This is a genomic window from Acinetobacter sp. 16 (genome assembly GCF_033439925.1).
Classification (GTDB): Bacteria; Pseudomonadota; Gammaproteobacteria; order Pseudomonadales; family Moraxellaceae; genus Acinetobacter; species Acinetobacter junii.
This window is the reverse complement of record NZ_CP137746.1, coordinates 2,599,988-2,619,427: the sequence shown is the minus strand read 5'-3', so window position 1 is coordinate 2,619,427 and position 19,440 is coordinate 2,599,988. Positions and strand designations below refer to the sequence as shown.

Genomic DNA, 19,440 nt, shown 5'->3' with positions numbered 1-19,440 from the left:
GAAAAACCTCGTATAGGTGGGTAGTGCGCTAAGTGTATCAATTAATCTGTTGCTAAACAGTTATACAGGCTGTGTAATCCGTCATTTAAAACATTATGATGAGTTTTTTGGTCTTAATTTAGACAGAAAAAAGAGCTTGCCCACCAAACATCATTACTTTACTTATGACTTTGTAAAAACACAGTTTGTTATTGTCGCAATTTGTTTTTAAAAATGTATTGCAAATCACAGAAAGAATCAATCAAAACTGTAGAACTTCAATCTAATTGATTTTATTAGAAAATCTAAAAATTGATTGAATCTATTTGCATTTGTATAAAATGACTTGTTGTTTGATCAAATTTCACTTAAAATTTGTCCCCCTATATAACCCCAGTGGCGTTCGTTTTAAGATCGATATATCCCTTTATCGACACGACGACACGGGCATGTTGGAGTACATATGTACGCAGTAATCCAAAGCGGTGGTAAACAGCACCGTGTTGTTGAGGGTGAAACCCTTAAAGTAGAATTATTGAAAGCTGAAACTGGCGCAACTATCACGTTTGATGACGTGTTAATGGTTGTAAACGGTGACAACATTCAAATCGGTGCTCCAGTTGTAGCTGGCGCAAAAGTAACTGCAGAAGTAGTTGGCCATGGTCGTCACGACAAAATCCGCATCATCAAAATGCGTCGTCGTAAACACTACCGTAAGCAACAAGGTCACCGTCAATGGTTTACCGAGTTGAAAATTACTGGTATCGCAGGCTAACACGAGGAGTAAATAGACATGGCAACTAAAAAAGCCGGTGGATCGACGAAGAACGGTCGTGATTCGAATCCTAAGATGTTAGGTGTTAAAGTTTACGGTGGTCAAACTGTAACTGCTGGTAACATCATCGTTCGTCAACGTGGTACAGAGTTCCACGCTGGTGCAAATGTTGGTATGGGTCGTGACCATACTTTATTTGCTACTGCTGACGGCGTAGTAAAATTTGAAGTGAAAGGTCAATTTGGCCGTCGCTATGTAACTGTTGAAGCGTAAGTTTTAATAGTTCAGAAAAACCCGCTTTTAGCGGGTTTTTTTATCGGTATACATTTTATAAGGTGTCTAATTAGAATAGTGTCCGAATTTTCCTGTCTTAATATCATCATAAGCCTGTAAAATTTCATCATAACTATTCATGACGAAAGGCCCTTGTCCATTAATTGGCTCGTTTAAGGGTTGTGCTGATAAAAATAATAAATCACAGTTTTCTAGAGCGTTGATTTGAACGCCAGTTCCTAAGCTCGACATGATAGCCATCGCTTGTTCTTCGAGAGATTCTTCATCAGAAGAAAACTGTACTTTACCTTTACGCAAATAGATCAAGGTTGTCGTACCCTCGGCAGCAGGTAATGTAATTTGTTGGTCTTTCACAAGATGTATGTCAAAGACATTCATCGCAGTAAATGTTTTTGCGATTCCAGTTGTTTGATTTATCTCACCAGCAACTACGCGAATATAGCTAGCTTGATCATCGAGAATAATTTTAGGGATATCTTCATTTAATAAACTTTGATAGCGAGGAGCAGACATTTTGTCTTTGGCTGGTAAATTTACCCAGAGTTGTACCATTTCAAATGGACCACCACTTTCACGAAACTCGGAACTAAACTGTTCAATGTGCTGTATTCCTGAGGCAGCAGTCATCCACTGAACATCACCTCGTTTGATCAAGCCACCGCCACCTGTGGAGTCCTTATGTTGTAATTCACCTGCAAATACAAAGGTCACGGTTTCAAAACCGCGATGTGGATGTTCATTTACGCCTTTCTTTTTGCTTTTAGGTTCGAGTTTTCCTGGTCCTAAATGATCAAGCAGTAGAAAGGGTGATGTTGTATTACCAAGTTCATGGTAAGAGAATACTGAAAGTGCAGGGTAAAAGTCACCAATAGCGAATCGAGTGTCATTTCGATGGATGAATGCAAGACTTTTCATAGTTTATGCTTATTTTATAAATTCTAGTAAGACTATCAAAAAGTTGATTCAGGTCTAGTCTATTCTTTATTAATAATTCCTATATCAAAAAATTTAGCTAGATGATTGATTTTAAAATCTTGTCAAATTGTGGATTTGCATCCTTACAATTTCTACATAAAGACCGCATCTTCATACATAATGCTGAACTTTGCGACACGAAATACACAAAACCTGTGCTTTTCTTCATTTTTTTAATGATCAAAAACAGTAAGATGTCGTCATAACAGTAGAAATCTGATAGAAGGTTCATTTTATGAATTTCGTAAAAAAAATGGCATATGCTGCAACAATTGGTGCAATGACACTGGCTCCAGTTGTGAGTACACAGTTATCTGCTGCACCAACAGCAGCATCTGCTCAGCAAGCAACCTCAAGTTTGGTGAAGCAGTTATCTGGCTTGCAACGTTTAACAGCAGATTTTGAACAAACTACAAAAGTTACGAACAGTAAGCCGAGCAAAAATAAAAGCTTAACTGCACAACATATGAATCAAACTTTCAAAGGTACAATGAAAGTAGAACGTCCTGGAAAGTTTTATTGGGAAACGACTAGCCCAGCGAAGCAGACCATTGTGACCACAGGTAAGCTTGTTTGGATTTATGATCCAGATTTACAACAAGCTGTTCGTCAGAGTTTAGATGATCAAATTGCCAATACACCAGCATTATTGTTATCGGGCAATACTAATCAGATCATGCAGTCTTATCGTGTGACGCAGCCTGACCGCACTAAACTTTATTACACTTTATATCCAAAACAAGAAGACAGTGCTTTCCAAAGCATGACCATTAGTTTTGGCGCAAATAAAGCACCAAACCTGATGATTTTACAGGATTCTTTAGGTCAAACGACTTATGTTCGATTCAGTAACATTAAAGTCAATCCAAAGATCCCTGCATCAGTCTTTAATTTTGCACCGCCTAAAGGTACAGATATTATTGATCAGTAATCAGTTAAAAAAAGCCGCATATTTGCGGCTTTTTCTTGTCTGAAGGATACATTTTTAAATTTTATATCCTTACAAGGCTTTGTATAGTGAAGAAAAACATCAGAGACTTGCATGACGATGAATACTTCACAATTATCAAAACTTATTCCAATTCTTATAGTTGTTGCTTTAGTCGGATGCCAACCTAAACAAGAATCATCCAAAGAAACTGCAAAATTAGACATACCATTAATTCAAGCAAAAGTAATTCCAGTTAAGCTTCCCAAGCAAAAAGTTTGTTTGGAGGATGGTTGTACCAATTATGATTTGCAAACCGTCGAAACCAATCAAAAATGGATCGATGAATATTTTGTCAATCGTATGAAAAAAGCTGAGCCGAATGCTTTTGCTAATCTTCCTGATCAGAAAGTTAAAGTTCCTGCTGATGAACCTTCATTGAGTGAGAGTAGTACATACGTTCGTTTTATAGGACAAAATTATAATTTAGCGACATTTGCGATTCAGTCGTATTCATATTCTGCGGGCGCAGCACATGGTATGTCACATCAAGAGTTTGTGAATTTTGATCTTTCTAATAAAAAACATATCACTGTCAGTGAATTGATTAAACCTGAGATGAATACCAAACTGCGTGATGAACTATATGCGTCTAATCAGAACTGGTTAGAAGATCATAATATTAAAAAACAAGATTTACAGCTCAGTGACAATTATTACTACGGAGTGAATGGTATTGTTTTTGTCTATCCTTTATATGAGCTTGCATCTTATGCTGAAGGAATGAGTGAGTTAACGTTGCCCTATTATGCAGCGAAACAGTTTATTAAAGCTGAATATTTACCAAGTTTACCAAAAGAACCAAATTAATTGATTTTCAGCATCTCAACATGTGTAGGTGCTGAGTCTTTGTTGTCTATCGCTGTATTTTTTTGGGTTAAAGCCTTACACTATAGCCAGTTTTTTCTCTATTCATGATTGATTATGATTGACCCAAAATTACTCAGAAATAATATTGAAGCAGTAAACGCTGCTTTAGCAAAACGTGGTGTTCAGCTTAATGCGCAAGAATGGGCTGATTTAGAAGTTCGCCGTAAAGAATTGCAGTCAAAAGCTGAGAATTTACAAGCTGAACGCAATGCGGGTGCTAAACAAGTTGGTCAAATCAAAAAGTCTGGTGGAGATGCTTCCGAAATCATGGCACGTATGTCTGCCATTGGTGACGAAATCAAAGCTGCTGAAGTTGCTTTGGCAGAACTTCAAACTGAGTTAGAACAAAAATCACTGGCGATTCCAAACCTGCCTGATGAATCTGTACCTGAAGGTAAAGATGAAAGTGACAATTTAGAAATCTTGAAATGGGGTACACCACGCCAGTTTGATTTTGAAATTAAAGATCACACTGATCTCGGTGAATGGATGGGTGGTCTTGAATTTGAGACTGCAACAAAACTAACAGGTTCTCGCTTCAGCGTGTTGAAAGGTCCATTGGCTCGTTTGCAACGTGCCCTGACTCAATTCATGCTAGATACACATACGCTTAAAAATGGTTATACCGAAGCTTATGTACCTTACTTAGTAAATGCAGATTCTTTACGTGGTACAGGACAATTACCTAAGTTTGAAGAGGATTTATTCAAGCTTCAAGGTGAAAAGGAATACTACCTGATTCCTACTGCCGAAGTGCCGATTACTAACTTTGTGCGCGATGAAATCATCGATGCAGATCGTTTACCGTTAAAATATGCTGCACATACACCATGTTTCCGTAGTGAGGCTGGTTCTTATGGTCGTGATACCCGTGGTTTAATTCGTCAGCATCAATTCGATAAGGTCGAAATGGTGCAAATCGTTAAGCCTGAGCACTCTATGCAGGCACTTGAAGAATTAACTGCACATGCAGAGGGCATTTTACAGGCACTTGGTTTGCCATACCGTAAGATTTTGCTCTGCGGTGGTGATATGGGCTTTGGCGCAACTAAGACTTATGACCTCGAAGTGTGGGTACCAAGCCAAAATACCTATCGTGAAATCTCTAGTTGTTCAAACATGGGTGATTTCCAAGCGCGTCGTATGAAAGCACGTTATCGTGTAGATCAGAAGAAGATCGAATTGGTGCATACATTGAATGGCTCAGGTCTTGCGGTGGGTCGTACCTTGCTTGCGGTAATGGAAAATTATCAACGTGCAGATGGTTCAATCGAGATTCCAGAAGTTTTACGTCCATATATGGGCGGCGTAAGCTTCATTGATTAAAACATGCATCGATTTTGTGCATAGTTTTTGCTTTAGTCCAATCAGATAGAAAATATAGAAGAGGCTAGATGTGGAAATATTTCCAATCTCTTTAAAGTTGCAACAGCAACGTTGTCTGATTGTAGGCGGTGGGCGTATTGCCTATCGTAAAGCAAGTTTATTGGTCAAAGCAGGTGCAATCATTGATGTGGTTGCACCTGAGATTGAACCTGATTTAATGATTTTAGTTGAGAAATCAACGGGTCAGTATATCCAAGAAAGCTTCTCAGAATCTGTACTTGATACTCGTTATCGCTTAGTGATTGCTGCGACAGACCAAGCAGATGTAAATAAAGCCGTATTTGATCATTGTGAGCAGCGCAATATTTTAGTCAATAGTGTCGATGACATACCTAATTGCCGTTTCATGGTACCTGCAATCATTGATCGTTCACCTTTAGTGATTTCTGTTGCGTCTAATGGGGCATCGCCAGTATTGTCTCGACAATTGCGTACACAGATTGAAACTATTGTGCCGTACGGGATGGGTAAACTCGCTGAGTTTTCTGGACAATGGCGTAAGCAAGTTAAAGAAAAAATTTCTAACCCAGATGAGCGACGTATCTTTTGGGAAAATTTATATGCAAGTCCTCTAAAAGAACAAGTTTTCAATGACAATCTTGAGCTTGCAAATCAACTGATCCAGCAAGCTCTAACTGAATGGTCTGCACCTAAAGGTGAAGTGTATCTCGTTGGTGCGGGACCAGGTGACCCAGAGTTATTGACACTCAAAGCGTTGCGTTTGATGCAACAAGCTGATGTTGTGATCTATGATCGTTTGGTTTCAGGTCCGATTTTAGATTTGTGTCGTCGTGATGCCGAAAAAATTTATGTGGGTAAAGCACGTTCAAATCATTCTGTTCCGCAAGAAGGCATTAATGCTTTGTTGGTTGAATATGCACAACAAGGTAAGCGTGTTTGCCGTCTAAAGGGTGGTGATCCATTTATTTTTGGGCGTGGTGGTGAAGAGATTCAAGAATTGGTGGAAGCCAATGTGACATTCCAAGTGGTTCCAGGAATTACCGCGGCTTCAGGTTGCTCCGCTTATGCAGGGATTCCGTTAACACATCGTGATTATGCGCAAAGTGTGCGGTTTCTAACAGGACATTTAAAAGAAGGTTCACCAGAGTTGCCTTGGAGTGAATTGGTCTATGAAAACCAAACTTTAGTTCTGTACATGGGCTTGGTCGGATTAGAACGCATTTGTGAACAACTGATTGCACATGGTCAACGTCCAACGATGCCTGTTGCATTGATTTCTAAAGGTACAACGCCTGAACAAAAAGTTGTTGTTGGAACTTTGGCTGATATTGCAACAAAGGTATCTGAACATCATATCGTAGCACCGACTTTAACGATTATTGGTGAAGTTGTGAGCCTACGGGAACAGTTAAAATGGCAATAAATCTCTCCTAATCCCACTTTAAAAAGAGAGTGAGTTCCTCTCTTTTTCAAAGGGTGACTAGGAGGGATTATGAAAAGTAGAGAAAATTTGTGATTCATGTGGTCCTATACGAACCTGAGATTCCAGCAAATACAGGTAATATCATTCGTTTATGCGCTAATACAGGTGCTCAGCTACATTTAGTCAAACCTTTAGGTTTTGAGCTAGATGATAAAAAATTGAAGCGCGCAGGTTTGGACTATCATGAATGGGCAAGAATGTTGATATGGGACAATATTGAGTTGTGTCTTGCTGATCTCAAATCTAAAGGTGTTGAGCATGTCTTTCCACTGACGACCAAGGGCAGTGCGACACCACATACAGTTGATCTTAATCGTCCAGTTGCTTTATTGATGGGACCTGAAACTAGAGGTTTACCTGAGCATGTCCGAATGATGTTCCCACAAGAGCAGTGGATAAGATTACCAATGGCTGAAAACTCAAGAAGTTTAAATCTATCTAATGCAACTGCTGTTATTGTCTATGAAGCTTGGCGTCAACAAGGATTTAAAGCTTTAGTTTAATTTATTGCTCAAGTGCTAAAACGACTTAAAGTGATCTACTTTAAGTCGTTTTCTTGTTTAGGGCTTGAATCAAATTTTTGTTGAGCCGATATCACTTTTTCAATATTAGTTTCAGCCCAATCTTTTAACTGAAATGCCATTTTGGCAACTTCATGTCCTAACGATGTTAATGAATAATCAACACGTATTGGAGAGGTATTTTGGACTTGTCTTTGGATAAAACCATCTCGCTCTAGCATTTTTAGTTTTTGAGACAGTACTTTAGGTGAAATACCTTGAATATTTTTCTTTAAAAGATTGAAGTGCTGAGTTTCGTCTGCGAGGACATTGATAATCAGTAAAACCCATTTATCTGCAATTTTTTCAAAAAATAATCGAGCAGGGCAATGTTGTTGATAAATATTATATTTTAATGCCTGATTCATGTTTTTAACCCTCAATTTATTCATTTAGCACACCTAGTTACCGATTGGTAACTAATTGACACCTAGTTTCTAAAATATATTATTAAATTGAACTTTTTAAAAATTTTGGATCATCTCATGACAAAAATTGCAGTTGTATATTTCTCTGGTTATGGTCACACCAAAGTAATTGCACAAACTTTTGCACAACCGATTGATGCTACATTAATTGAAATTGATCAGAATGGTGAAATTACAGAACAAGATTGGCAAACGTTAAATGATGCCCAAGCGATTGTATTTGGCGCGCCAACATACATGGGAACAGCACCTTGGCAATTTAAGAAATTTGCTGATGCTTCCTCAAAGGTATGGTTCACACGTGGTTGGCAAGATAAAGTTTTTGCAGGATTTACAAACAGTGCGAGTTTAAATGGTGATAAACAAGTGACGTTGATTCAATTACAAACCTTAGCTTCTCAGCATGGTGGTATTTGGGTGAGTTTAGGTTTACTTCCAGCCAATACCAAAGCCGCAAAACGCGAAGATGTGAATAATTTAGGCGGTTCTGTTGGTTTACTGGTTCAATCACCTTCTGATGCGAGTGTAGATGAGATTGCAATAGGGGACTTAGAAACAGCGAAGCTGTATGCGGAACGTGTTAAATCAATTGTTGAAAAACTGCATAGCTAAGTTTTTGAGTTAATAAAAAGGCGCATTTAGCGCCTTTTTAGATTTAGATGATTTTATTCGTGTTCATTGTGTTGAGGGGCATTATATTTAAAGCCTTTGGTTTTATAGCCTAAATATAAAACACCAAACATAGCCCACCATAAGCCATATTTTAGTGAGGTATCTTCAATTTCTAGCCACAATGCAAAGATACTGATGAATCCCATTAAAGGAATCACAACGAAGTTTAAAATATCTTTAAGATTTTTAGTTCGCCCATCACGTAATGCATAACGAGAAATAACCGATAAATTGACAAACGTGAATGCAGTTAAAGCACCAAAGCTGATCAATGAAATAACGGTATCAAGGTTCATAAATCCAGCACATAGCGCGACTGCACCTACGATCATGATGTTGTATGACGGTGTAAAGTTCTTTGGACTAATATGACCAAAGATTTTTTTATTAATCACGCCATCACGACCCATCACATACATCAACCGCGATACCCCTGCATGTGCAGAAATACCAGATGCCATTACTGTCACGATTGCAAAAGCAAGAACATAAGATTGGAACAATGAGCCACCAACTAGGAGTAAAATGTCAGGCTGTGTTGCTGCGACATCTTGGAAGTAAGTTTTAGGATCATTTGGAAAGTAAATTTGCATGAAATATGTGCTGATGATAAACACGATCCCTGCAAATAGAGCAGTCAAGAAAATAGCTTTTGGAAGCGTTTTTTCGGTATCTTTGGTTTCTTCTGCAAGTGAACTTAAAGAGTCAAACCCTGTAAACGAGAAACAAAGTAAGGTTGCACCAGTAATTAATGCGCCAACTGAGGTTAACTCGTTCCAAAATGGTTCAAGACTCCAAAGCTGATAGCGAGTTTCTGCTGTTATTGGTCCTTCTGCGTTAAGTCCCATCTGTAATTTGCTATAAACTAAATAGGTAAATACAGCAATTACAATCAGCTGGACTAAAACAATCATGCTGTTGAAATTAGCAACAAACTTGGCGCCACGTAAGTTTACGCCAGTCATGAACGCAGTCAAAACAATAACCCAAACCCAATGATTTACACTTGGAAATAATGCTTCAAGATAAATCACTGCAAGGATGATATTGACCATTGGTGAGAGTAAATAATCTAACCAAGATGACCAACCTACCATAAAACCAACATTGGGATGAATGGATTTTTGCGCGTAGGTATATGCCGAACCAGACGATGGATAGCGGCGAATCATGTGGCCATAGCTCAAAGATGTGAACAAAATTGCAATTAAGGCCACTATGTATGAGGTAGGAACATGATGATGACTTTCTTCTGATACTAGACCAAAAGTGTCAAACAAAGTCATAGGTTGAATATAAGCTAAACCAATAATGATAATGTGCCAGAGACCTAGCGTTTTTTGCAGTTTAGCTGCCGATTGAGTCCCAGAGATATTTGTCAACGGCGTTATCCTCATAATCGTTGATCAAGGATCAGCTATGGTTTAAGGATCATTTGAGACGAAATGATCCCCCCTACAGAAAAAAGAAGTCCGCCAATCTATCCTAAATTGGTATTCATTGTCAGTACTTTTATGCTTTTTTTAGCAATTTTTTTGCCAATTGTGGAGAAAAAAAGATGAATAAAAGTTCACCTAAATTTTAAAAGCCCCGATCACTTTATATGATCAGGGCTATTTCTGCATGATTTATGATTTAAATCAATTGATTACCAAGCTTTCTGCAAGATGGCTCGTAGATCTTTTAAGCTTGCTTCTTTTGGATTGAAAATGATTGAACCATCATTCAACGCTTTTTCTGCAACATCATCAAGTTGAGCTTCAGTGACTTTACCAGTTTCACGCAAATTGCGAGGTAACTTAGTTAAGCTGAATAAACGATCACGCATCGTTAGGATTGTAGCAATCGCTTTATCTGCACGTTGATTTGCAGGGGTTTGAGCATAAATGTCAGCGCCTGCTAACGGAAGCAATAATTCACCAATCTTATTGCCATTTACTTCTTTATTGTATTCAAGCACATATGGTAAGAACAAGTTCATACATAGACCGTGAGGCAGATGAGCTACTGCACCTAAAGCATGACCTAAAGAGTGAACTAAACCAACCATTGAGTTCGAGAACGCAATACCAGCCATTGTTGATGCTTGTGCAAGCTCTAAACGACCTTGTGGTTCACTAGGATTATCTAGAACTTTAAACAAGTTTTCGCTGATTTTTTTGATAGCAGCACTTGCATAAGCATCACTTAAAGGGTTAGCAGCCAAACACGTATAGGCTTCAACAGCATGAGTCATCGCATCCATTGCAGTCATAGCTGTAAGATGCGGTGGTAAGGTCTGAGTCATACGTGGATCAAGGATCGCAGCATGTGGCATTAGATAATATGACGTAAATGGGATTTTTACGTTCTTTTCTAAGTCAGAAACAACAGCAACCATTGTTACTTCTGAACCCGTGCCAGATGTGGTTGGAATCACGAAGAACGGTTTCAATGGTTTTGATAGGTTATGTGCACCTGAGTACTGTAGTAAATCATTACCACCCTCAGATACCAGAATGTTAGTTGCTTTAGAGGTATCAATAACTGAACCACCACCAATTGCAATAATCGCATCACATTTTTGTTTGCGATAAAGTTCTGCTGCTAAGCGAACAACTTCTAAGCTTGAATCTGGTGGTACATCATCAAAAATTGCACCAATAACAGCATCAGTTGTGCTGAAAGCAGCTTCAATTGGATTTAATAAGCCATTTGCGCGAACACCCTTGTCAGTAATGATCATTGGGCGTTTTGCACCTAAAGTTGCAAGTTCAAAAGGGATATGCTCTAACGCAGCATTACCAGCAATTACTTTTACAGGGCAGAAAAATTCGTAATAAGGCTTAGCCATGTTAAGCACTCCGTTGGAAATATGATTTAGCGACTTTCAGGTAAATATTTTTAGCACCCGTGAATTTTTCTTTTAATGTCAATTCGGCTGGGTAGCGTTTTACTGCGAGTGAAGCAATTAACTTAGGTAAGATCAGTGCTTCCATTTTATTTAAGCAACGGACAAGGCGAATCGCACTTGATACATCACCATCCGCAATCATTCGGTCATTTGCAAAGGCTTGAGCTGTGCTTTCTTGGAAAGAAAAAACTAAGAAGGCATGAGTCAGATGCTTAAATGTAATGGTTAAATCAGGCTTACCTTTGTAATTTGGTAATAGCTCTAATTGTTTTTCTTCTGTTACCCGAGCGATAAATGCAGGACCATTAGGAAAAACATTCATCGAGAGTATAAAGCCCACAGGAAATTTAGAAACTTCCTCTTGAACTTCACTGTCCACTTGGCTTGCCATTACTAAACCACGACCAACAACGTCCATCATGAGTTTTACGTAGGCAAATTGCAAAGTGGGCTTCACTGCTTTGGTCGAAATCACTTGCGTATCCCTTGTTAAAATTATGCAAAAGCAAATTTAGAGTATTTACTCTAATTTATTTCTCTAGATTTTAAAAGTAATTTATTCAGATTTGACTTCAAGGTCATTAAACAAATCTGCATTTTTAAAATATTCAACGAAATCATTACAGAGCTGCTCGAAATTTGGATAATCTTCAAGCAAGTCTTGTAAGCGTACCATTTCTAAACCTGCGTATCCACAAGGATTAATGGTTTGAAAACCACTTAGATCACAATCAATATTTAGCGCAAGCCCGTGATAACTCCTTCCTCTTCTAATTTTAAAACCTAAAGACCCTATCTTACGTCCATCAACATAGACTCCTGGGGCATCTGGTTTGGCATAAGCATTGATTTCGTATTTCTTGAGTAAATCGATCATCGCTTGTTCAGCGAAGCTAACTAACGTTCTGACATGCCATTTCAAACGATTAAGATCAAACAGGAAGTAGGCAACCAATTGTCCTTTACCATGCCACGTCACTTGACCACCACGATCTGTATGCACAACAGGAAGTTGAGTATGCATGAGAATATGTTCTGGTTTACCTGCTTGTCCTTGAGTTAGAACATCTTGATGTTGGAGTAGCCAAAGCTCATCAGGTGTTGTTTCATCACGATGAGTTGTAAAATCTTTCATCGCTTCAAATCGTGTCGTGTAATCTTGTAGATCCTGAAAACATCGAATGATTAAGGATGGTTTATCAAGGTTCGTCACAATAAACTTCCTTTGATTGAATAAATACTTTTTTGCGGAAAATCTGCTCTAACTGATCGTTTGTCGTTTCATGTGGATTTGCACAATTCGACCACTCACGAATGAGTTGAATTTGGGCATATTGAACTGCGTTTTTGCTTTTTAATTTAATATCAAAATCTTTGCTGCGTTTCATAAGAAATTGTGGATCATTACCTAATTTTAACTCTAATTGATTTTCACGTTGCAGAGAAAGTTTGGCATTGTTAATCAGTGATAGCTTATCTTGTGCATTTAAAGCCTTGGCTTGGTTTAAACATTGTGGTGCAAAAGTCGAAGTGAGTAACTTCGTAGGCTGTGTAAATGCGAGAGCTGTCAAATAATTATGTTGGTATTCCTGATCTAGATTTTGAATAAGATCATTTTTGAGTTGTTGAAATTCTTTAATAGGCAAGGGGTGTAGATTATTTAATGCGTTCTTCTGTGTTTTGTATTCTTCTTGAATTGCAATTAAATTGATCTTAGTAATGTCATCTGGCTGAAAGGCATAAGATTTACTATTTAATTGTGTTGAATGACGTGATTGCATCATTTTAATCGTTTCATTTAATTGTTTTACTGTGAATTTATTGGTGTCATAAAGTCCTTTATATTCACACAGCTCATTTTGCCAAGAAAAAGTTGCTGTTTTCGCATCACTGATAGATGGGATAAATACCGTAAATAATGATAGTAAAATTCGTTGCGTTTTCATCAGCTATTTCGCAATCATAAATCGAAAAAGAAAGAATAATATAGAAGTGTTATGAATGGTTTAACTGATCAGAGGTTTTATTTGCACACATAAAAAATCCAAAACACTTTCGTATTTTGGATTCCTTGATTATAGCGCTGTCTTAATTAATGGACAGGCAGCAAGATCAGCATATAGTGCATGAACTTGTTCTAATTCTTCAAAGCGTAATTGCGCAGTTAAAGAATGATATTTACCTGTGCGAGATGCTTGAACAGTAACTGTTTCACCATCAAACTCAGGGAAGTGCTTCTGCAAAATATCAACAACAGCCACTCGAAGTTCATCCCCTGCATTACCAATCAATTTGATTGGATAGTCCATTGGGAAAACCCAAAGATGTTCTTGCAATTCACGAGAAGGAGTGCGGTCTAACATGAGCAACCTCTTAATTTGAAACGCCTGCATCAGTGCAGGCGCTTATGATCTAATACAATAATGGGGACAAAGCACTAGACTTCAACCCCTAAATCAAAGACTACAGAATGCGCTGTTAGAGCTTTGATTTTTGAGTAAAACACACTCAATATTAGTCGTTTTCCAAGAATGAACGTAAGTGTTCAGAACGAGAAGGATGGCGAAGTTTACGTAACGCTTTCGCTTCAATCTGACGGATACGCTCACGCGTTACATCAAACTGCTTACCTACTTCTTCTAAAGTATGGTCAGTTGGCATATCAATACCAAAACGCATCTTCAAAACTTTTGCTTCACGTTCAGTTAAGTTTTCAAGTACTTCACGAGTCGCTTCTTTTAAGCCTTCAGAGGTCGCAGCATCCACTGGTGAAGTGATGTTTGAATCCTCAATGAAGTCACCAAGATGCGAATCTTCATCATCACCGATTGGTGTTTCCATCGAAATCGGTTCTTTGGCGATTTTAAGTACTTTACGAACTTTAACTTCGTCCATTTCTAAACGTTCGCCTAATTCTTCAGGTGTTGGTTCGCGACCCATTTCTTGAAGAAGTTGACGAGATACACGGTTGATCTTGTTGATCGTCTCAATCATGTGTACTGGGATACGAATAGTACGGGCTTGATCGGCAATAGAACGAGTAATTGCCTGACGAATCCACCACGTAGCATAAGTCGAGAATTTATAACCACGACGGTATTCAAACTTATCTACGGCTTTCATCAAACCGATGTTACCTTCTTGAATAAGATCAAGGAATTGTAAGCCACGGTTCGTGTATTTTTTCGCAATCGAAATTACCAAACGTAAGTTGGCTTCAACCATTTCTTTTTTAGCACGACGGGCTTTTGCTTCACCTACGGCCATACGTTTAGAAATATCTTTAATTTCTTTAACGTTCAGATCTAGTTCTTTTTCGATGTCAGCAATCTTTTGTTGGAATGCAAGTACATCTGGGCGAACTTTTTCAAGGTGTGGTTTGATTTCAGCAGGTGCTTTAGCAATCTGTTCATCTAACCAAGCCGGATTTGATTCTTGCTCTGGGAACGTTGTACGGAACTGATTGCGATCCATACGACCACGACGTACAGCATAACGCATGATCTCACGTTCATTTGCACGAATTTGATCATGTGTGCCACGAATCATTTCTGAAATAATGTCAAATAAACGTGGAGTAAATTTGAACATCATGAACACAGCTGCTAGAGATTCAAGCGCTGCTTTCGCTTCTTCACTGCTACGACCGTGTTTTTCAATAATCGCTTTTGTGTCATTCCAAGCAGATTCTAATTCTGTAAAACGAACTTTTGCGACTTCTGGATCAGGACCTGAATCACCTTCAGAATCATCATCACCTTCAGACTCTTCATCTTCATCATCATCGTCGAGTTTTACATCTTTTGCTGGTGCTGCTGGAGTTTCAGCATCCTCAAGCACAGCTTCTTCTTCCAGTACTTCTGGAATCTCATCATCTGTTTCTGGATCTAAATAGCCAGAAAGAATATCGGCAAGACGACGCTCGCCAGTTAAAAAATCATTATATTCTTGTAAAACGACTTCAACAGCATTTGGCCAGTAAGCGATCGAGTGTAAAACATCACGGATACCTTCTTCTATACGTTTTGCAATACTGATTTCGCCTTCGCGAGTAAGAAGTTCAACTGTACCCATTTCGCGCATATACATACGAACAGGGTCAGTCGTACGACCAGGCTCACTTTCAACTGAAGCCAATACTGCAGCAGCTTCTTCTTCTGCAACTTCATCAGCAGCCTCAGTCGATTCGCCAAACATCGCATCGTCAGTTTCTGGCGCACGTTCATGCACAGGAATACCAACGTCTTGAAGCATCTGAATGATGTCTTCAATCTGTTCGCTTTCTGTAATCGAGTCCGGGAGATGATCGTTAACCTCAGCGTAAGTTAAGTAACCTTGTTCTTTGCCTCGGCTAATCAGAGCCGCTACTTGAGAAGTAGGGGAATGCATATCGCTCATCTTTGCTTACTCTTTGTTGAATCTGTGGCGGTGAAAAACCGTGCATGATAGCACAATTCACGTCGAATGTTTTGGATTTGATCCGTTTGTCTTAAATAAAAAAATAGGTTTGATTTCACGGTGGTTTGTTGGATATGGGGTTGAGTATTATTTTTTCAAGCAGCAAGTCCATTGAAAGTGATTATATTTCATTGTTGTTGCACTCCATCTATAAATACACAAAAAAAGCGCTGAAAAAAAGTACAAATCACCGATTTATAGCGAAAAAATTAAATAAAACTTGACAAGGTATTTGAAGAAAGATAAATAGCGGCTAGACCCATTTATATTTTTCATTGTTAGAGGTAGTGTTAGTGTCTTCTACAGATTTTGAATTAGATGATGATAACTACGGCGATGATGATGTTGGTTTTGATGAGTCATCAGGAAAAATCAGCGCCAAAGAATCATTAGAAAAGCGCCGTTTGATTGATGATCTATTGGCTCAACGTCGTTTAGAACGAGAATTAAAAGATTTTGATTATGATTTCGACGACGATGATCTCGACGACGAAGACTGAGCAAAATTTCTGAGACTTTAAGTCTTAAAATGTTATGCTGTTGACGAAATATTTTTAAAATTTGGATAAAGAATGAGTACGTTAGATTTAGACTTATTGAGTAATTATCTTGACGGTGATCAAAACGAATACGGTCTGGATTTTGCAGCGACTCATGGTTTTCTGTGTGCAATAGCCGTAGGTCCAAAGTTTGATCGTTGGTTAGAAGAACTTTTTGATAATAATCAAAAGAAAGTTCCTAGCGAAATCGTTGAACAAGTTAAGTTATGGTTAGAGTCTCTAAGACAAGACTTGGCAAACGAAAACGGAATCGAATTTCCTTTTGAAATCGAAGAAGCAGACGTTGAATCAAGTTTGGGTGATTGGAGTGTAGGTTTCGTTGATGCAATGTTCTTGAACGAGGATGCTTGGTTTACACCTGAGTTTGAAGAGCAACTTGTAGATTTAACTTTACCAATCATGGTCTTCAGCGGTATTGATGAAGAAGATCCTCAGATGGAGTCTTTCCGTCGTAATGGTCAATTGATGGATGAGTTAGCAGAAGAAATTCCAGATAATCTGAACGAAATCTATCTCATGTATCATACTCCAGCATAATATGTTGTATTTATCAGCTTATTAAGTTGATGAAATTTGATATAAAAAACGTCCAATAATGGGCGTTTTTTATATCTTTAAATTTATATTTTGATCGATTAGATTGAATGTTTTATATTTGAGAAAAGATTAAACTGACACCTAATAAGCCCAGCAACTAATTAATTCTTGGTTCTAAACATCTCAATTAAGATGTTTTTTATTCTCAAGTCCTTTTAGGCATTGCTTTGCATACCAGCCATAGCTGAGATGAAAAATAAAATATTCAACTAATATTAAAAATATAGTCACCAAAATCCAAAGCCATATAGGAATGTGTTTAATAATCTCAATAGATGTTTGAATAGGTGCAATAAAAAATAATGCAATCACGACGAGGATTGTACTGATAATTAAGTTACTCGCAATTGATCCTAAAATTAGATGCTTACGTTCTTGAGGATTAGGGACTCTTTGTTCGCGTTTTACAAAGATCCATGACGTAAAAAATCCTGCTGCAATTAAGGTCGGCACAGTAGTAGAAGGGTAATCCCCCCTAAAAATAATAGGATCTAAAAGTAGAATTTTCTCTTAAGATACGAGCAGGAGATTCTGCATGAAAACATCTAAATTTACTGACAGTCAGATCATGTCCATCTTGAAACAGGCAGAATCTGGCACACCTGTAGCGACCCTTTGCCGTGAACACGGCATGAGTAATGCTACCTTTTATAAATGGCGTGCCAAATATGGTGGTATGGATACATCATTAATGGCTCGACTGAAAGAGCTAGAAGCCGAAAATACCAGACTTAAAAAGATGTATGCGGAAGAGCGATTAAAGGCCGAAATCATCCAGGAAGCGATGGCAATGAGCAGCACTGCTGCGCAAGGGTAAAGCCATCTTGCCGGCGTAAGATGGCACAACAGGCAGTTGCCCAGCATGCCATTAGTATTCGTTTGGCTTGTAAAGCATTTGGCATTAGTGAAACCTGCTACCGCTATCAAGCCAAACTCAGCGATGACAATGCACTCATTGCTGAACAGCTCATTGAACTCACTGAGGAAAATTCCGATTGGGGCTTTGGTTTGTGCTTCTCGTATTTACGGCATGTTGAGAGTTGCTGCTGGAATCACAAGCGGGTTTACCGCATTTACTGTGAGTTGGCACTGAATCTGCGTATTAAACCGAGAAGAAGACTAAAACGGCATGCGCCTGAACCATTGAAAGAACCAATCCGAGAAAATCAGGTTTGGTCATTAGATTTTATGCATGATCAGCTTTCCGATGGTCGCAAGTTTCGATTATTGAATGTGATTGATGATTACCGCCGCGAAGGCCTAGCCATTGAAGCAGGGTTCTGATTGCCCACAATCAGGGTTATTCGTACGTTGAATCAATTGCTGGAGTGGAGAGAAAAACCGTTAGTGATCCGATGCGATAATGGTCCCGAATTTATCAGTCACGAATTTGTGCGTTGGGCTACTGAGCACGGTATTCGTATTGAATATATTCAACCGGGTAAGCCACAGCAGAATGCGTATATTGAACGCTATAATCGGACCATACGTTATAGTTGGCTGAGCAAGCATTTATTTGATACTTTGGATGAAGTACAAGATTATGCAACAAACTGGTTGTGGCATTACAACCATGAAAGACCACATCAAGCTAACAAAGGAAAGCCACCTCTAATGGCTGCTTAACCTCTACTTTTAACTTCGTTTATTTATGGGAGGATTACCGAACTTGATAGATCTATAAAGTAGACCAATAATCCAAAAATAAGTAGCGTGAGTGTATAAATACCTGTAAATATCCATAGATAATATTTCATTATGATTTCCCTTTATGATTTGATTTTGGGTCTATAAGTAATTCAAATCTATATGTTAATTTTATTTTTTAAATAACTTGAACGTGAATTATAAATAATAAGTAATTAAAACCACAGCTTTTACTGTGGTTTTAATAAGTTGATATGTATTTAGTAAGGCTTTAATAGCCAAATCTTTTCTTCAGCATCAACCTTTCCTTTGAGTAATTCTGTTTGACTATCAAGTAATTGCAGTTGGTACTGTTTTGAATAATAGTCTTTAAGCTGTTGAGGGGAAATAGAGAAAGGAGGACCCGCCATCACGCTTTGATCATATTCAAAACTAATGAGTAATTGAGTTGCCTGATTGCTAATTTGCATCAAATGTTGTGCATAATCGGTTCGCATTTCTTCAGGTAAAGCTACTAGAGCAGCTCGATCATAAATCGCATCAATTTTACCAATATGGCTTGAAGTCAACTCAAAGAAATCACCAACAAATAGATCAATTTGAGGATGGTGATAATGAGTTAATTTTTCCAGTTTTCTTTCAGTAAATGGAATAGCAAGTTCGGCCATTAATTCTTCGATTGCAATCGGACTAAGATCAATTCCAATCAGATGATAACCTTGTGCTAACAACCAATGAATATCTAAGCTTTTCCCACACAATGGAAGGAAAATACGATTGTTTTTCTCTAGATTTAAGGAGTCAATATATTTAACTAATAGTGAATGAGGTTGATTGAGATGAAACCCAATTTCATTTTTTTGCCATTTGTCATGCCAAAATTCATGTTTCATAATTTGTCTCAGATAAAAATA

21 protein-coding genes and 1 pseudogene are annotated in these 19,440 nt (G+C 38.2%); 11 read left to right on the top strand and 11 right to left on the bottom strand.

The features are described from left to right. Positions 1 to 442 precede the first annotated feature (442 nt). Positions 443 to 754, top strand: coding sequence for a 50S ribosomal protein L21 (gene rplU, locus R2H34_RS12665; RefSeq protein WP_004652230.1), 312 nt, complete (start codon positions 443 to 445; stop codon positions 752 to 754). A gap of 18 nt (positions 755 to 772) precedes the next feature. Then, complete coding sequence (gene rpmA, locus R2H34_RS12660; protein ID WP_004640422.1) at positions 773 to 1,027, top strand: 50S ribosomal protein L27; 255 nt, start codon at positions 773 to 775, stop codon at positions 1,025 to 1,027. A 66-nt stretch (positions 1,028 to 1,093) separates the two neighbouring features. Here the strand turns inward: rpmA and R2H34_RS12655 are convergent, their stop codons facing one another. Beyond that, positions 1,094 to 1,963, bottom strand: coding sequence for a pirin family protein (locus tag R2H34_RS12655; RefSeq protein WP_282896649.1), 870 nt, complete (start codon positions 1,961 to 1,963; stop codon positions 1,094 to 1,096). Positions 1,964 to 2,258: 295 nt separating this feature from the next. On the opposite strand from R2H34_RS12655, the gene lolA reads away from it, so the two are divergent. From lolA to R2H34_RS12630, 5 genes are all read left to right on the top strand, one after another. Beyond that, complete coding sequence (gene lolA, locus R2H34_RS12650) at positions 2,259 to 2,954, top strand: outer membrane lipoprotein chaperone LolA (protein WP_004908434.1); 696 nt, start codon at positions 2,259 to 2,261, stop codon at positions 2,952 to 2,954. 111 nt (positions 2,955 to 3,065) lie between these two features. Then, on the top strand, positions 3,066 to 3,821 hold the full coding sequence (locus tag R2H34_RS12645; protein WP_004908432.1) for an RsiV family protein: 756 nt from the start codon (positions 3,066 to 3,068) through the stop codon (positions 3,819 to 3,821). A 114-nt stretch (positions 3,822 to 3,935) separates the two neighbouring features. Beyond that, positions 3,936 to 5,207: a serine--tRNA ligase gene (gene serS / locus R2H34_RS12640; RefSeq protein WP_042892824.1), complete on the top strand. Its 1,272-nt coding sequence runs from the start codon at positions 3,936 to 3,938 to the stop codon at positions 5,205 to 5,207. Positions 5,208 to 5,277: 70 nt separating this feature from the next. Further along, positions 5,278 to 6,651, top strand: a complete 1,374-nt coding sequence (gene cysG / locus R2H34_RS12635; RefSeq protein ID WP_042892826.1) for a siroheme synthase CysG — start codon at positions 5,278 to 5,280, stop codon at positions 6,649 to 6,651. An 89-nt stretch (positions 6,652 to 6,740) separates the two neighbouring features. Beyond that, on the top strand, positions 6,741 to 7,214 hold the full coding sequence (locus R2H34_RS12630; RefSeq protein ID WP_004908427.1) for a tRNA (cytidine(34)-2'-O)-methyltransferase: 474 nt from the start codon (positions 6,741 to 6,743) through the stop codon (positions 7,212 to 7,214). Positions 7,215 to 7,249: 35 nt separating this feature from the next. Here the strand turns inward: R2H34_RS12630 and R2H34_RS12625 are convergent, their stop codons facing one another. Beyond that, complete coding sequence (locus R2H34_RS12625; RefSeq protein WP_042892829.1) at positions 7,250 to 7,639, bottom strand: winged helix-turn-helix transcriptional regulator; 390 nt, start codon at positions 7,637 to 7,639, stop codon at positions 7,250 to 7,252. A gap of 117 nt (positions 7,640 to 7,756) precedes the next feature. Here R2H34_RS12625 and R2H34_RS12620 point away from each other — a divergent pair, with 117 nt between their 5' ends. Next, positions 7,757 to 8,311, top strand: a complete 555-nt coding sequence (locus tag R2H34_RS12620; protein WP_042892831.1) for a flavodoxin family protein — start codon at positions 7,757 to 7,759, stop codon at positions 8,309 to 8,311. Between the two features lie 53 nt (positions 8,312 to 8,364). On the opposite strand, the gene R2H34_RS12615 is transcribed toward R2H34_RS12620, so the two are convergent. From R2H34_RS12615 to rpoD, 7 genes are all read right to left on the bottom strand, one after another. Then, the gene (locus R2H34_RS12615) at positions 8,365 to 9,768 is read right to left on the bottom strand and encodes an APC family permease (protein WP_282896647.1); all 1,404 of its coding nucleotides are present in this window, start codon (positions 9,766 to 9,768) and stop codon (positions 8,365 to 8,367) included. A gap of 251 nt (positions 9,769 to 10,019) precedes the next feature. Beyond that, positions 10,020 to 11,204 (bottom strand): iron-containing alcohol dehydrogenase, encoded by a 1,185-nt coding sequence (locus R2H34_RS12610; protein WP_004908412.1) that lies wholly within the window; start codon positions 11,202 to 11,204, stop codon positions 10,020 to 10,022. Position 11,205: 1 nt separating this feature from the next. After that, positions 11,206 to 11,739 carry a hypothetical protein gene (locus R2H34_RS12605; RefSeq protein ID WP_004908410.1) on the bottom strand — a complete coding sequence of 178 codons (534 nt, stop codon included), beginning with the start codon at positions 11,737 to 11,739 and terminating at the stop codon, positions 11,206 to 11,208. 81 nt (positions 11,740 to 11,820) lie between these two features. Then, complete coding sequence (gene lipB, locus R2H34_RS12600; RefSeq protein ID WP_004908409.1) at positions 11,821 to 12,477, bottom strand: lipoyl(octanoyl) transferase LipB; 657 nt, start codon at positions 12,475 to 12,477, stop codon at positions 11,821 to 11,823. Then, complete coding sequence (locus R2H34_RS12595; protein ID WP_042892838.1) at positions 12,464 to 13,210, bottom strand: hypothetical protein; 747 nt, start codon at positions 13,208 to 13,210, stop codon at positions 12,464 to 12,466. Before R2H34_RS12595 ends, lipB begins: the two co-directional genes overlap by 14 nt. Before the next feature lie 129 nt (positions 13,211 to 13,339). Further along, on the bottom strand, positions 13,340 to 13,627 hold the full coding sequence (locus R2H34_RS12590; protein WP_004950773.1) for a YbeD family protein: 288 nt from the start codon (positions 13,625 to 13,627) through the stop codon (positions 13,340 to 13,342). A gap of 151 nt (positions 13,628 to 13,778) precedes the next feature. Beyond that, on the bottom strand, positions 13,779 to 15,662 hold the full coding sequence (rpoD, locus tag R2H34_RS12585; protein WP_042892840.1) for an RNA polymerase sigma factor RpoD: 1,884 nt from the start codon (positions 15,660 to 15,662) through the stop codon (positions 13,779 to 13,781). Positions 15,663 to 16,015: 353 nt separating this feature from the next. On the opposite strand from rpoD, the gene R2H34_RS12580 reads away from it, so the two are divergent. Together R2H34_RS12580 and R2H34_RS12575 are read left to right on the top strand one after the other, a co-directional pair. Continuing rightward, on the top strand, positions 16,016 to 16,222 hold the full coding sequence (locus R2H34_RS12580; protein WP_004908399.1) for a PA3496 family putative envelope integrity protein: 207 nt from the start codon (positions 16,016 to 16,018) through the stop codon (positions 16,220 to 16,222). 72 nt (positions 16,223 to 16,294) lie between these two features. Beyond that, on the top strand, positions 16,295 to 16,819 hold the full coding sequence (locus R2H34_RS12575; protein ID WP_004908396.1) for a YecA family protein: 525 nt from the start codon (positions 16,295 to 16,297) through the stop codon (positions 16,817 to 16,819). A 183-nt stretch (positions 16,820 to 17,002) separates the two neighbouring features. Here R2H34_RS12575 and R2H34_RS12570 read toward each other — a convergent pair whose 3' ends face one another. Then, positions 17,003 to 17,332 (bottom strand): ABZJ_00895 family protein, encoded by a 330-nt coding sequence (locus R2H34_RS12570; protein WP_228144197.1) that lies wholly within the window; start codon positions 17,330 to 17,332, stop codon positions 17,003 to 17,005. A gap of 82 nt (positions 17,333 to 17,414) precedes the next feature. Between R2H34_RS12570 and R2H34_RS12565 the strand changes: the two are divergent. Beyond that, positions 17,415 to 18,505, top strand: a pseudogene (locus R2H34_RS12565) (IS3 family transposase). 281 nt (positions 18,506 to 18,786) lie between these two features. Here R2H34_RS12565 and tmpT read toward each other — a convergent pair. Then, positions 18,787 to 19,419: a thiopurine S-methyltransferase gene (tmpT, locus tag R2H34_RS12560; RefSeq protein ID WP_042892392.1), complete on the bottom strand. Its 633-nt coding sequence runs from the start codon at positions 19,417 to 19,419 to the stop codon at positions 18,787 to 18,789. Positions 19,420 to 19,440 lie beyond the last annotated feature (21 nt).

Coding starts and splice junctions, on each gene's coding strand:
- rplU (WP_004652230.1), top strand. CDS start 443: ATGTACGCAGTAATCCAAAGCGGTGGTAAACAGCACCGTGTTGTTGAG.
- rpmA (WP_004640422.1), top strand. CDS start 773: ATGGCAACTAAAAAAGCCGGTGGATCGACGAAGAACGGTCGTGATTCG.
- R2H34_RS12655 (WP_282896649.1), bottom strand. CDS start 1,963: ATGAAAAGTCTTGCATTCATCCATCGAAATGACACTCGATTCGCTATT.
- lolA (WP_004908434.1), top strand. CDS start 2,259: ATGAATTTCGTAAAAAAAATGGCATATGCTGCAACAATTGGTGCAATG.
- R2H34_RS12645 (WP_004908432.1), top strand. CDS start 3,066: ATGACGATGAATACTTCACAATTATCAAAACTTATTCCAATTCTTATA.
- serS (WP_042892824.1), top strand. CDS start 3,936: ATGATTGACCCAAAATTACTCAGAAATAATATTGAAGCAGTAAACGCT.
- R2H34_RS12625 (WP_042892829.1), bottom strand. CDS start 7,639: ATGAATCAGGCATTAAAATATAATATTTATCAACAACATTGCCCTGCT.
- R2H34_RS12620 (WP_042892831.1), top strand. CDS start 7,757: ATGACAAAAATTGCAGTTGTATATTTCTCTGGTTATGGTCACACCAAA.
- R2H34_RS12615 (WP_282896647.1), bottom strand. CDS start 9,768: ATGAGGATAACGCCGTTGACAAATATCTCTGGGACTCAATCGGCAGCT.
- R2H34_RS12610 (WP_004908412.1), bottom strand. CDS start 11,204: ATGGCTAAGCCTTATTACGAATTTTTCTGCCCTGTAAAAGTAATTGCT.
- R2H34_RS12595 (WP_042892838.1), bottom strand. CDS start 13,210: ATGAAAACGCAACGAATTTTACTATCATTATTTACGGTATTTATCCCA.
- R2H34_RS12590 (WP_004950773.1), bottom strand. CDS start 13,627: ATGTTAGACCGCACTCCTTCTCGTGAATTGCAAGAACATCTTTGGGTT.
- rpoD (WP_042892840.1), bottom strand. CDS start 15,662: ATGAGCGATATGCATTCCCCTACTTCTCAAGTAGCGGCTCTGATTAGC.
- R2H34_RS12575 (WP_004908396.1), top strand. CDS start 16,295: ATGAGTACGTTAGATTTAGACTTATTGAGTAATTATCTTGACGGTGAT.
- tmpT (WP_042892392.1), bottom strand. CDS start 19,419: ATGAAACATGAATTTTGGCATGACAAATGGCAAAAAAATGAAATTGGG.